The organism is Geofilum rubicundum JCM 15548 (assembly GCF_000974365.1).
Classification (GTDB): domain Bacteria; phylum Bacteroidota; class Bacteroidia; order Bacteroidales; family Marinilabiliaceae; genus Geofilum; species Geofilum rubicundum.
Genome location: NZ_BAZW01000003.1, coordinates 144,551 through 156,794, shown reverse-complemented (window position 1 = coordinate 156,794; position 12,244 = coordinate 144,551). Strand labels below are relative to the sequence as shown.

12 protein-coding genes are annotated in these 12,244 nt (G+C 41.0%); 3 read left to right on the top strand and 9 right to left on the bottom strand.

The annotated features are described in order from the left end of the window. Window positions 1-205: 205 nt before the first annotated feature. On the top strand, window positions 206-694 hold the full coding sequence (locus JCM15548_RS02890; RefSeq protein ID WP_062122368.1) for a YehS family protein: 489 nt from the start codon (window positions 206-208) through the stop codon (window positions 692-694). Window positions 695-732: 38 nt separating this feature from the next. Here JCM15548_RS02890 and JCM15548_RS02885 read toward each other — a convergent pair whose 3' ends face one another. From JCM15548_RS02885 to JCM15548_RS02860, 7 genes are all read right to left on the bottom strand, one after another. After that, window positions 733-2,331: an ATP-binding cassette domain-containing protein gene (locus tag JCM15548_RS02885; protein ID WP_062122367.1), complete on the bottom strand. Its 1,599-nt coding sequence runs from the start codon at window positions 2,329-2,331 to the stop codon at window positions 733-735. Next, window positions 2,324-3,970: an ATP-binding cassette domain-containing protein gene (locus JCM15548_RS02880; protein WP_062122366.1), complete on the bottom strand. Its 1,647-nt coding sequence runs from the start codon at window positions 3,968-3,970 to the stop codon at window positions 2,324-2,326. Before JCM15548_RS02880 ends, JCM15548_RS02885 begins: the two co-directional genes overlap by 8 nt. A gap of 103 nt (window positions 3,971-4,073) precedes the next feature. Beyond that, complete coding sequence (locus tag JCM15548_RS21470; RefSeq protein WP_157482365.1) at window positions 4,074-4,232, bottom strand: hypothetical protein; 159 nt, start codon at window positions 4,230-4,232, stop codon at window positions 4,074-4,076. A 37-nt stretch (window positions 4,233-4,269) separates the two neighbouring features. Next, window positions 4,270-5,208, bottom strand: a complete 939-nt coding sequence (locus JCM15548_RS02875; protein ID WP_227625366.1) for a serine hydrolase domain-containing protein — start codon at window positions 5,206-5,208, stop codon at window positions 4,270-4,272. A gap of 848 nt (window positions 5,209-6,056) precedes the next feature. Then, window positions 6,057-6,410 carry a GNAT family N-acetyltransferase gene (locus JCM15548_RS02870; RefSeq protein ID WP_062122364.1) on the bottom strand — a complete coding sequence of 118 codons (354 nt, stop codon included), beginning with the start codon at window positions 6,408-6,410 and terminating at the stop codon, window positions 6,057-6,059. A 107-nt stretch (window positions 6,411-6,517) separates the two neighbouring features. Continuing rightward, complete coding sequence (locus JCM15548_RS02865) at window positions 6,518-7,360, bottom strand: nucleotidyl transferase AbiEii/AbiGii toxin family protein (protein ID WP_062122363.1); 843 nt, start codon at window positions 7,358-7,360, stop codon at window positions 6,518-6,520. Then, window positions 7,338-8,330 (bottom strand): type IV toxin-antitoxin system AbiEi family antitoxin, encoded by a 993-nt coding sequence (locus JCM15548_RS02860; protein WP_062122362.1) that lies wholly within the window; start codon window positions 8,328-8,330, stop codon window positions 7,338-7,340. Before JCM15548_RS02860 ends, JCM15548_RS02865 begins: the two co-directional genes overlap by 23 nt. Before the next feature lie 562 nt (window positions 8,331-8,892). Between JCM15548_RS02860 and fldA the strand changes: the two genes are divergently transcribed. Continuing rightward, entirely contained in the window at window positions 8,893-9,399 is a 507-nt protein-coding gene (fldA, locus tag JCM15548_RS02855) for a flavodoxin FldA (RefSeq protein WP_062122361.1), read from the top strand. 82 nt (window positions 9,400-9,481) lie between these two features. On the opposite strand, the gene gap is transcribed toward fldA, so the two are convergent. Beyond that, entirely contained in the window at window positions 9,482-10,495 is a 1,014-nt protein-coding gene (gene gap / locus JCM15548_RS02850) for a type I glyceraldehyde-3-phosphate dehydrogenase (RefSeq protein WP_062122360.1), read from the bottom strand. Window positions 10,496-10,788: 293 nt separating this feature from the next. Next, window positions 10,789-10,920 carry a hypothetical protein gene (locus tag JCM15548_RS24960; RefSeq protein ID WP_262486863.1) on the bottom strand — a complete coding sequence of 44 codons (132 nt, stop codon included), beginning with the start codon at window positions 10,918-10,920 and terminating at the stop codon, window positions 10,789-10,791. A gap of 312 nt (window positions 10,921-11,232) precedes the next feature. On the opposite strand from JCM15548_RS24960, the gene JCM15548_RS02845 reads away from it, so the two are divergent. Next, on the top strand, window positions 11,233-12,225 hold the full coding sequence (locus tag JCM15548_RS02845) for a TlpA disulfide reductase family protein (RefSeq protein ID WP_062122359.1): 993 nt from the start codon (window positions 11,233-11,235) through the stop codon (window positions 12,223-12,225). Window positions 12,226-12,244: the final 19 nt, after the last annotated feature.

Below are 12,244 nucleotides of genomic sequence, written 5' to 3'. Positions count from 1 at the left end.
TTGAAAAGGTATTTTGGTCAATTATTTAAACAATTGATTCTTGTCCATTTAATAATGGTAAAAATACCTTTCAACCATTACAGGGTCTGAATCAAAATCGAAAATATGTATCTCATATTAGACATTCTGTCCTTTTTTACAAGTGGTGGAAGACCATTTAAAAACCTAAATGGATTATCGTACCTTTACCAAAAAATTATAAAGCATGACCAACAACGATGTAATGCGCCGCATTCGTTACATATTCGACTTCAGCGATTCCAAAATGATCGAACTTTTTGCTTTGGCCGATCTTCAGGTAAGCCGTTCACAAATTAGTGATTGGTTGAAAAAGGAGGACGATCCGACCTTTCTCAGCCTCAACGACCCTGAAATGGCCATTTTTCTTAATGGTTTGATCAATGAAAAAAGGGGAAAAAAGGAGGGTACGCCACCCATTGTCGAGAAACGCCTGAACAACAACATCGTCTTCCGAAAGTTAAAAATAGCCCTGAACCTCAAAGATGAGGACATTATTGAAATCATGAAACTGGCTGAATTTCAGATTAGCAAGCACGAATTGAGTGCCATTTTTCGCCATCCCAGCCAAAAGCAATACCGAGCTTGCAACGATCAGTTTTTACGCTATTTTTTAACGGGCTTGCAAAAAAAACACATTGGGGAAGATACACCCAAAGGCCATGAAAAGAATTAGCTCCGTCTCTCCTGATAGATAATCCCCGCTGGGAATAATCAAATACGAACGACCCTGTCCACTTCAGATTCAAAATCTTTTAAATGGGTGGCCATGAGTATGGTTATGTCCGGATATTCGAGTTTGATGTTTCGGAAAATGGCCATGGCATTTTCGGAACTGATGCCAGCTGTTGGTTCATCCACCACCAGGAGTTGCGGCTTTTTGAGAAGGGCCTGTGCCAGCAACAGTTTTTTACGCTGTCCGCCACTCAGGGTTTCTCCATTTTCGCCCAACCAACTGTCTAAGCCATTCGGGAGCGACAAATACCAACTTGTCAGGTCAACCGTTTTCACGGCTTGCTCTATCTCATCACCGGGATACCCCTCAAAATTTTCACGCAAGGTTCCGGTAAGCAAATAGGCTTTTTGGGTAACATAAACAGACTCAGGAATTGGCAAATGAGCTATTACAGCATCGCCGTTCCATCGTAAGGTGCCACTACGCCGGTATTCAGGATAGAACAGGCTATTCAGGAAAGTGGTCTTCCCCTTGCCTGTTTCCCCGCAAAGGGCGATCCAATCACCTTTTTTAATTTCCAGGGAGATTTCTTCGGTTACAATAGGTGTCTCCGGAATTTTAGCGCTTACCTTTTCCAGACTCAGGCTTTCCAGTCCGGACCGGACCTGAACCCTTTCAACCGGCTGTTTTCCCTGTTCAATGATGGTGTCAATATCCTTGATTTGGTGTTCCACGGAGCTTTTTTCCGACTTGCCCGAAAAAAGAATTTCAGCCAATTCGACCTGGGCCATAATACCAAAGAAAATACCGGTGGACAATTGGGCACTGAGACCATGATTACTTGAATCCCAAAGGATGAATATGGCGATACAACTAAAACCAAAACCAACTATCATTTGCAGCGAAAACGAATTGCTTTGCAATTGGTTTTCCAAACGCTCGAGCTGCAACTTTTGCTGCTCTTGCTGATGAATGGCCTTCTGCTCTAAGTGATACTTGGAAATTTCTATCCGTCCCCTAAAACTTTGAATGAGTGCCTGATTGTTATCGTCCCTCAGCGCTTTGAGTTCCTTGTAGAGCTTTCGGTTTTTCAGGAAAATGAATTGAGGAATAAGAAACAGAAGAATGGCCGATGAAATCAAAAATTCAAGGGCTATTGCCATCGAAAACACATTCAAAAAAAGGAAATAAATACTCAGTGAAATAATCAGGGCCGTAAAGGGTAAAAGCCATAGGAGGATGTGATTCAATACCAAATCGATGCCATGCGTGCTATTTTCAAGGATGGATGAATTGTTATTGACTTGCTTTTTGAAATAAGGTAAGCGGGCGACCGACTCGAAAATCTTCAGTTGCAGGCTACGCTGGGCATCGAGGGTGGTTTTATGATTTTCCAGACGCTCAAAATATCTTGTAGCCGTGCGCAGCAAGGTCAGCAAACGGATGATGGATGATGGAACCAAATAGGAAAACATGGTGTTGGCCGTGATGAAAACCAGACTACAAGTGGCAATAAACCAACCCGAAATAGCAGGAAGCGCTATAAAAGCAATTGTCCAGAACAAAAGCAGCAGAATGCCCGACAGCCAACGCCCCGTCAGGGGCTTAAATATTTGTTTAAATAAAAACTTACTCATACGTCATCTGTTCCCCCCAGTTTAAATTCAGGATTTGGTTGGCAATAGCATCAAACTTTTCCTCGTGCGAGGCTACAATAAGCAACTTGTTTTGGGCCATTTTTTCAATTTGCGCCAGAATGATCGCCACTGTTTCACTGTCCAGATTGGCCGTAGGTTCATCCAGAATGGCGATTGGCTTTGGGAATAACATCATCCGGGCAAGGGTAACCAATTGCTTTTCACCCCCAGAGAGCTGTTTTCCATTGTGGCTCAACACGGTTTGCCATCCGTCTTCCTTTTTAGCCAGCACCTTATCTAAAAATTCAGGATAAGGACCTTCGGTTTCCTTCTCCCTGTCGAGGAAAACATTGTAACCCAATGTTCCATCAAAAATGAAGGGAAACTGGTTCATGTAGGACGAGTTGGCTTTCAACCACTGAACCGACCATGGGTTGTTATTTCCGTTCACCGACACCAGGCCCTCTTTCACTATCAGGTTTCCTGAAAGGATCTTAAGAAGCGTTGATTTTCCAGAACCTGAAATACCTTTCACCAAAACAAGCCCCTTTGTTGGCAGCCTTAGATGAATGTTGTGCAGCACTTTGACCATCGAATCGGGATAAGAAAAGCTCAAATTTTTGATTTCAACCGACTGCAAGTTTCCGTTTTCAACGGAAACCGGTGCTTCACTGCTCTCTTTCAACAGGGGCATAATTAATTTGGCCGATGCCAGCGCCTTGTTCCGGTCGTGATAGGCACTCACGAACTTCCGTAAATAAAAGAAAAAATAGGGTGCCAGCATGAGCAAAAACAGGGCAATGTGGAAATCATAGCCCTTGCCGTAATTGGAACCGGGAATGATTCCAAGCAGGCTCATTCCCAAATAAATAGCCACGCCCGCGATGGCAATGGAGACAAAGAGTTCCAATACGGCCGACGACAGAATGGCCACCCGCATCACATTGGTGGTGGCCTGATTCAGGGCTCTGCTTTTTTCCGACAAAAACTGGTATTGTGGCTTTAAATTGTCCAAATTCACAATTTCGGCAATTGAATGAAGGCGGTTGTAGAAAACCGCCGAGTATTTCAAAAAAAGATTAATATGCTTTTTATGAAGGGATTCAGCGCCCACACCAATCATTATCATCTGCAAAGGAATAATCACAAAGGTGATTAATAGCGTAATTCCCACCCATTTCTCGAACCAAAAACTAACGATCAATAATAAAATCCCCACCAAAACCGAGGCGGTGGCATAGGGAATAAAGAATGAGAAATAAGGCTTCAGGTCGTCGCTCACCCTGGTCACCAATAAAGCACTCGATATGGCATCTGATTGATTGTCATTCAACAATTTGGGATAAAGCAAGCTTTTGATTTTAGAAACAATAATATTGCCAGCCCTGTAATTGATTAAGGACGAAAAATGGGCGAAGACATATCTGCCTGCCAGGAATGCCAATGCATACAAAAGCTTTTGAGGTATAACCTGACCCAGAACGAGCCAGGTAGCAGCGAAATCCGACAAGTACCAGCTAAAAACAACAAAACATCCAGCGCTTAAAAGTGTTAATGCCGAAGCGGAAATATAGAATTTCTTTGCTTCGGTCATCCATTTAGACAGCCATCGGGATGCACTTTCATCTTTTAAAACCATTGATTATTTCTCTCTTCCTGATTCACCATAATAACTGATGGCAGCGAAAATTGTTTTAACAAAAGACACTAAAATTGTTAAAGCCCCGGGTGTATGCTTCTCATTAAAAATAATACCCCAGTTTGAGACTATTGTCGGCCGTATTTAACCGCACAACATCTCCTACAGGTAAAAGCACGGAGGAATGGCCGCCCGTATCTTCAAAAAACGGCTGAGCTCCAAGCAACAAAGCACCAAACAAAAAGAGAAATAAACACCGCAAAAACATTCGGTTTTCACAATCGAGAAAAATTTGTTGGCTAATTATTTCCTTTTAGTATTTTAATTATCCGGTTATACATGACCTCCGACAGGCTCCAATTATACCCCTCAAAATCAACAGTGTTAGTAAATTGAATAACCACCGCATCTAATTCTGCATGGTATTTGGCTATTGTTTGATAACCGGGAATCAATCCTGTATGCCCGTACTCATATATGGAGCTATAAATTTCCTGTTCAACTTTGTTTTTAAAGGCCGAACCGTCATTTAATGCCCTTATAAATCGCCCCAAATCTTCAGCGGTTGCTAACATAGAAGCATTATCATCTGATTTTAAATCCTTATCATAACCAACATAGTAACCACTCATGACATCATCCATATTTACCTCCTGAATAGAACCAAAAGTGTGGTTCAAATTCAGGGGATCCAATATTTCTGTCTGTATAAACTGAAAATGGTTGTATCCAAGCACCTTATCCATAATTCTACCAAGCAATAAATAATTGGTATTGGAATACTCATAATCCTGGCCTGGTTCAAACCTGGCAGGTTGATCCAGAATTAATGCCAGCTTTTCATCGTCATTTTCTTTGGGATGAACCCAATAGTTATAGGAATCGGTGAAATTAGGAATGCCACTTCTATGCCGAACCATCATTTCCAAGGTGATTTGGTCTGCATTCTCTATTCTATTCTTCAATTCAGGGAGGTAGTCAGACAGCGTCTTGTCCAAGGATAGCAGTCCTGCTCCAACGAGTTTTGTGACCGCCAAAGCATTGTATAGTTTGCCTACACTGGCTATTTTAAACAAGGCATTGGGATCGGCGGGTATTTTGTTTTCTCTGTTTTTGTAACCGGCAGAAAACAAAACGGGCTGTTCTCCAGCTTCATCTACATAAACAACAATGCCATCAAACCCATAATCAGATACTTTATCAACTTGTTCCTGAACGGTATCAGGCAATGGTTCCAACCAGGCTATTACAATAGGCCAGGGAACAAAGCATAAGGATATAAGCGTCCCAACAAGCAATATTATTCGAACTAAGTACTTCCTTTTCATATCATTTTCTAAATAGATGAGACTTAAGAAGAATGTCCTCTCAGTTCTGCTTTACAGTTCAAACAAAAATCCCTATGTACAGATACACCAGAACCACAAACCTTACAGGTCCATCGGGCTTCCTCATTTTTCAGAAATCCACTCATCCCATGCGCTTTAATGAAATTGAGGTTATCTATCATGCTCATCCCATAATTTGTCTGGTAACGTTTATCCAATTGTTTTAATCGGGAACAAGGATCCTTTTCACAATCGTAACAAAAACCAGATGCTGTTCTCTTTAAGAATTCACAATTTACGATGGCACAACTTCTGCATGATTTGGGCTTGTTTAAATCGTCCTTTTTAAAACAGCCTCCGCATGGATTCCTTTCCCGAAGATATCCAATGCATAATCCACAGTTCATACCACAAGCTGCAATCAGTCCCTGATATTTTTGCTTTTGAATCATATCAACGGTTATAAAAGGGAAACAGATTATCTAAAGCAAATACGAATTCCCTGAAATCTACCTCTTCAAATGATATTTTGCAGAAAGCTCCAGTCTTTCGCCATCGTTCAAAGAATTGAAATATTTCTTCCAGCCCGGGCAAAAACCAATATGCCATCGCCAAAATCTACCAGTAAACGATCTGGGATTCTTATCATACTTTTTACGCAAGGAGCAATCAGCGCATGCTTGTGTTTCCATAATTTTGGCTTTTAAATAGATCATCATAATTAATGAAAAAAAACAAGATTCGCAAGAGGATCAGCATTAGCCCCAGCCAATCTCAGCCTTTCGGTTCTCCTTGTCTAAATCATTTAAGCCACCTGCTCCAATAAAATTCAGATCATCTTTGTTACAGATGGCCCACCATATTCCAGCTTTGTTTTGTTCTAAATCCCTAAACCATGTTATTTGTTCTTTTGTCGCTTCCAATGTATCGAAACTTATCCCATAGTATTTTATAACACGAGGGTCTGACAAACCTTTATAAACGTTTTCCAGGTCCTTACGATTAAACTGCCTTAATACAAATCGATCAGTTGTCAACGTTGGAAAATCGAAAACGGTGGATGATTCCTTTTCTTGTTCATCGCGCTGGCATAAGTGGCCATGGACACACATACTGGCCGGTGTTTTTTGAATAAAAGGGGGGGGGCACCTTGGCCCCTGGCTCGCAGGTAGAATGGAATTCTTTTGGATTGAATTAAACAAATATCCATAATATTGGCTTACACTATTTTTTGATTGAAGATTTGAAAACAATCCATTATTTCATCAAACTTAAAGTGATTTGTTTCTAGTATTTGACTGAATAACACACTGTTCTCTTTTGAATTTAATTCTGTTTCAATAATAACTTTTAATTTAGCTTTGTTGGCTTCATTGTCAGATAAGAGCTTGTTAATATCGATGCCCAATAGTGATGATCCAGCCTTTGTGATGGTGAAATTCTCAATTTCATAGACCTCCTTATAATGCTCCATCGCAGCTCTTTCTTCGTAGATATTTAGATAGTTCAGTAGAATAAATCCCAAATCATCCGCATCTTTATTGCCTTTATGATGTCTGTCTTTCCAGGACACCAATTTTAAAATAAAAATTCCTGCCAATGAAACAATGTCAATTTCCAATGTTTCATCTATCTTAACTTTGACCAAATCTCTTTCTGCTTCTTCAAAACCAAGCACAGTCATTGCAAAAGATTGATCAGGCGGCCAGAAAATTTTGTCTTCGGCAGTTGCAATTCCGCCATAAGGAACTATGTCTAAATGAAAATATTCAATATACAAAAACCTTTGCATCTGTTTTGTATGTTTCTTGAAATTAGAAAGTTTCGCCAGCTCCTTTTCAACAGTTGAAAATTCTTCCCATTTATCCACAGCTATGGCAATATCAATGTCCTGAGTTCTCCTACCTGACTTTGCTCCATGAAGCTCCATAATGATATCTCTGGCTGTTGCTCCGATCACGAAAAACTTGATTTCCAATTTTTTAAATACGGGAATCAACTCGTCTAACAGCTTTTTTAATATTGGATGTTCCAGTTTATCACTTGATATGTTGTAATCCATTCTCTAAAATGATTTTAGCTGTTTCTATATTTCTATTGTTCCCAGTTCCAATTAGATCAGCATATACAACCAAAGGAGGAGCTGCATATTCGTTTTTCAAATGAAGACTGTCGGTCCAGAATTTGCTATACAGTTCAATATTTCCGGATTCATCAGGAACCAGTTTCAACTCCTTTGCTACTTTGCTTAATTCTTCGTTCGTGTAGATGACATAATCTTTGGGTTTTAGATGCTCAGTTAAAAGTTGTCCTCCAGGTTCTCCTCCAAAATAGAGTTTAATATCTCTATTACTCAGGAGAGATACCAAAGATTCATTTCCTATAGCCCTCATCCTTTTCCTGAAAGAACGAGGTTTTAACAGCTCATTGTAGGCAATCACCCAACGTTCAATGATTTCATCCAGTTTTTTCAGAACCCTTTTGTTCCTTGTTTTCAATAAGTAGTGGCTTTCTTCCAGTTCATTAAAAATATTACTTACCGACCCCAAAGCAATTCCGGTTTTTTCTGCTAATTCTCTATAAGAAAATTGCACCGTTTCAGGATTTGAGATAAGTAATAGGATTAACTTCAAACCTGCTTCCTGAAATGCCCGAGTTTGGTTCGTATTCTTATTGATTTTTGCTTTTCTACCTTCGACATAAACAAAAAAATCTCTTGTTTTAATAAAAGCATTTCCTGATGCATCAAGATAATTGATGCCATTTTGTTTAAGCTCGTCTGTTGTGGTTTTAGTCAGATAGTCAGCAATAACGATATTGTTTTGTAAATGATTAATATCCTTCAAAGCAGACATTATGATGCCGTAATTTGCATTTTTAGCATTTTTTTTAGCAATGCAATAAAAGGTCTCATTGTAAATTTGAAGTACTACATCATAGCCTTTCCTGACGGTTTCAAAAGCAATGGGAATCCCTGTTATTTCTTCTAAGGAAGCAATAGCTTCAAAAATAAAATCATTGTCTCTAGGCATTATTGTTCAATAAAATTAAAAGTTCAGCAAGGATGAACATTCAAAAATAATGAACAAGGGTGAATTAAACAAACTTATAAACAGAAAAATAAAGTGTTTTAGTGTTTTACCCATGCATCAACAGGGCCCAGGTTCATCTATTCAATTCCGCATGAGACTCATTATCCCAGATTTACAAAACATGTAAAAACTATCTATTATCCCACTTCGTGCCCTGCCATTCACTTATCAAACCTTCGTTTTCGCAATGACAACACTTCCAGTGAATTTCATTTGAAGGGACCATCCCAACCCTTACCATTCCATGACATCCATTTTCGAAGCACCTGATATCACTTACAGTCCATCTGGGAGAAAGACTTTTGGTGGTTGTATCGATTACCAAGGTCAGAAAACTCGCTAGTTCTCTGGCTTCTTTCGGCATCTGTTTTGGCACATCGGGATACAACACCCAAAAAATCCTTATTAATTGTGATTGCAAAGTCCCGTGTAAACCACTTTCTTTGTTTAGATTAATTCTATCGATTCATTACCATATAAAATCAGTCATAACCATATTTTTATGAAGAAAATAGCTATCATTTACGGCTCCGACTCAGGAAACACCGAAACAGTGGCTCATGCCATCAGCAAGGAATTCTCCGGCATGGATTTGCACCTGGCCAATATTGCCGACGTCAGCGATGTTCAACTCCTCGAAGATGGTGACTTTCTTATTCTGGGCACACCCACCTGGGGGTATGGTGACCTGCAGGAAGACTGGGAGCGGTTCATGCCCAAATTGAAGAAAGCCAATTTGAAAGGAAAAACCGTGGCGCTTTTTGGCCTGGGCGACTCGGGTGCTTACCCCGACACCTTTGTGGATGCCATGGCAGAGCTATATGAAGTGGTGATCCAGGGTGGGGCCAGGGTGATTGGACAGGTGCCGGTCGACCATTACGATTTTGACGATTCCCGGGCGGTGCTTGATGGCAACTTTGTGGGGCTTGCACTGGACGAGGACAATGAAAGCGACCTGACCGATCAACGGATCAGCGAATGGGTGGCGAAACTGAAACCGCTCATTTAATTAAAAATAGAATTCGGCATAGGCATAAAAAAAGCCCCGCTTACGCGGGGCCTTTTATATAAAGAGTGACAATAGCTTAAAATTAAGCCTGGTCAACTTTGTACATGTGCTGAACCAATTCAACCACTTTGGTTGAGTAGCCCATTTCGTTGTCATACCAGCTAACAACTTTTACAAAGTTGTCATTCAAAGAAATACCGGCAGTAGCATCGAAAACTGAAGTCTGGGTCTCACCAATGAAGTCGTTAGAAACAACGGCATCTTCCGTGTAACCAAGAACACCTTTCAATTCACCTTCAGAAGCAGCTTTCATAGCAGCACAAACTTCAGCATAAGTGGCACCTTTCTCTAAACGGCAAGTCAGGTCAACAACAGATACGTTAGGAGTTGGTACGCGGAAAGCCATACCGGTTAATTTACCGTTCAACTGAGGAATAACTTTACCTACAGCTTTAGCAGCACCAGTAGAAGAAGGGATAATGTTTTGACCAGCGCCACGTCCACCTCTCCAGTCTTTCATAGAAGGACCGTCAACGGTTTTCTGAGTAGCAGTGGTAGCATGAACAGTTGTCATCAAACCTTCAACAATACCAAACTTGTCGTTCAACACTTTAGCCACAGGAGCTAAACAGTTGGTGGTACATGAAGCGTTAGAAACAAACTGCATATCTTTGGTGTAAGCATCAAGGTTCACACCACAAACGAACATGGGGGTATCATCTTTTGAAGGAGCTGACATGATTACTTTCTTGGCTCCGGCATCGATATGGCCTTGTGCTGTTTTTTTGTCAAGGAATAAACCTGTTGACTCAACAACATATTCTGCGCCAATGGCATTCCACTTAAGGTCAGCAGGGTTTCTTTCAGCAGTTACGCGGATAACGTTACCGTTAACTACCAGGTTACCGTCTTTCACTTCAACAGTACCATTGAAACGACCATGGGTAGAATCATACTTAAGCATGTAAGCCATGTAGTCAACATCAACCAAGTCGTTGATACCTACAATCTGTACATCATTAAAATTTTGAGCGGCGCGGAACACCAAACGACCAATACGGCCAAATCCGTTGATACCAATTTTAATTTTTGACATGTTATATTTGTTTTAAGTGATTATTTGAAAGATAAAGGATGCAATGCACTATGAGATCCCTCATTTTGCGATACAAAAGTATAAAAAATCAGGCAAACCGTCAAGCGTTGTTTGCTTTGATTTACTACAAGAAGTGTGAAATGAAGTTAATTGGAGAGTATCTGTAAGCGGCTCATTTATAGCACAGGAACTGAAAGCTTTGATTTCAAAGGAATGGACCGTGTTTTTACCCCAATAAAAAAAAGGAAATCATTGATTTCCTTTTTTTGGCTCTTAAAAAACCAATAAGTTGATTAGGCCTGTGCCGGAAGTTCTGTTGTTGTCTCAGCTTGCCCGTAGGCAGGACAATCCTCAAAGCTCTTACAAGATGAAAAAGCAAAGGCCACAAATAACAGAACAACAAATGCTGTTGCTAATTTCTTCATAACGCTACGTGTTTTGATGGCAAAAATAGGGTAAATCATTTATTCATACAACAATAAACAGGTTATTATTCAATTGTCATATCCTTATAACGTAAAAAATGCCGCTTAGGTTTCATCCCGCTATCACTTTATTTTGTCGTCTGTGGCCTTGTCCGGGCAACCCCCCTCCAATCGCCTGTTTTCAGCACACAAAACCCCAAAGTAACAGTGGCGTGGGAATAACAGACATGTACCTTCTTTTGAAGAACACCCCCCTTCTTTGAAGGAACAATTGTATATTTGTAGTCCGTTAAAATTTAAAACCTTCATATAATGATCCGATTCAAGCATTTTTTTATTTCAGCCATCGCCACCTCCATTTTATTGGGCTGTCAGGGGCAACCCGACCTTTTGGTCACGGGCAAGCTCAACTCATCTTCAGCCGAGAAGGTCTATTTTCAAAAGTTCGACGACCGTCTGTACAGAGTCATTGATTCTGCAAAAGTAGAAAATGGCAGCTTTACCTTTGAGCTAAATGTGGAATTGCCCGAAATATATGGTTTAAGTGTGGATACCACCAAGTCGCCCCTCATGGTCTTTCTGGAGAAAGGCGCCGTTGACATCCAACTCAATCCTGAAAATTACTACCGCGAATCAACCGTTACCGGCTCGGCCCTGCATGATGAATATGTGGCCTATCAGAAATTGAAAGACCCCGACATCAGTGCATACATTCAGGCACGTCCAGCGTCCCTGGTTTCGGCCTATGCGCTATACCGGCATTACGCCTATCGCCTGTCGGCCGACCAGATTAAAGAAAACATCGCCTTGCTCGATACTACGCTATGGACCACCCCCTATGTTAAAACGCTTGAAAAGCTGGTTGAAACCCTGGAGTCGGTGGCCATTGGACAAAAAGCACCTGATTTCAGCGCCCCTTCGGTGAACGGGGTAGAAATCAGCTTGTCCGACCGTCTGGGTGAAGGCTACATGCTCATCGATTTCTGGGCCTCCTGGTGTGGTCCCTGCCGTCGCCAAAAACCTTTTCACAAAGAGGCCTTCGAAAAGTACGGCAACAAAGGTTTTCATATTTTCTCGGTATCACTCGACAGAACGCGTGAAGCATGGGTTTCAACCATTGAAATGGAAAATCTGAATTGGACGCATGTTTCGGATCTGAACCATTGGAAAAGCGAGCCGGCTGCCCTTTATGGGGTGCGGGCCATACCGACCAACTTTCTGGTGGATAAAGACGGGATCATTGTAGCCCACACTCTGCTGGGCGAAGACCTGTTAGGGAAGCTCGAATCCCTCTACACTGAGTAATCCGGTTAATTAAACAGAC

What these genes read in the sequence shown, in the direction of transcription:
- JCM15548_RS24960 (WP_262486863.1), bottom strand. Translation starts at nt 10,920, where the DNA reads ATGAAGAAATTAGCAACAGCATTTGTTGTTCTGTTATTTGTGGCCTTT.
- gap (WP_062122360.1), bottom strand. Translation starts at nt 10,495, where the DNA reads ATGTCAAAAATTAAAATTGGTATCAACGGATTTGGCCGTATTGGTCGT.
- JCM15548_RS02870 (WP_062122364.1), bottom strand. Translation starts at nt 6,410, where the DNA reads ATGTGTGTCCATGGCCACTTATGCCAGCGCGATGAACAAGAAAAGGAA.
- JCM15548_RS02890 (WP_062122368.1), top strand. Translation starts at nt 206, where the DNA reads ATGACCAACAACGATGTAATGCGCCGCATTCGTTACATATTCGACTTC.
- JCM15548_RS02885 (WP_062122367.1), bottom strand. Translation starts at nt 2,331, where the DNA reads ATGAGTAAGTTTTTATTTAAACAAATATTTAAGCCCCTGACGGGGCGT.
- JCM15548_RS02865 (WP_062122363.1), bottom strand. Translation starts at nt 7,360, where the DNA reads ATGGATTACAACATATCAAGTGATAAACTGGAACATCCAATATTAAAA.
- JCM15548_RS02845 (WP_062122359.1), top strand. Translation starts at nt 11,233, where the DNA reads ATGATCCGATTCAAGCATTTTTTTATTTCAGCCATCGCCACCTCCATT.
- fldA (WP_062122361.1), top strand. Translation starts at nt 8,893, where the DNA reads ATGAAGAAAATAGCTATCATTTACGGCTCCGACTCAGGAAACACCGAA.
- JCM15548_RS02880 (WP_062122366.1), bottom strand. Translation starts at nt 3,970, where the DNA reads ATGGTTTTAAAAGATGAAAGTGCATCCCGATGGCTGTCTAAATGGATG.
- JCM15548_RS02860 (WP_062122362.1), bottom strand. Translation starts at nt 8,330, where the DNA reads ATGCCTAGAGACAATGATTTTATTTTTGAAGCTATTGCTTCCTTAGAA.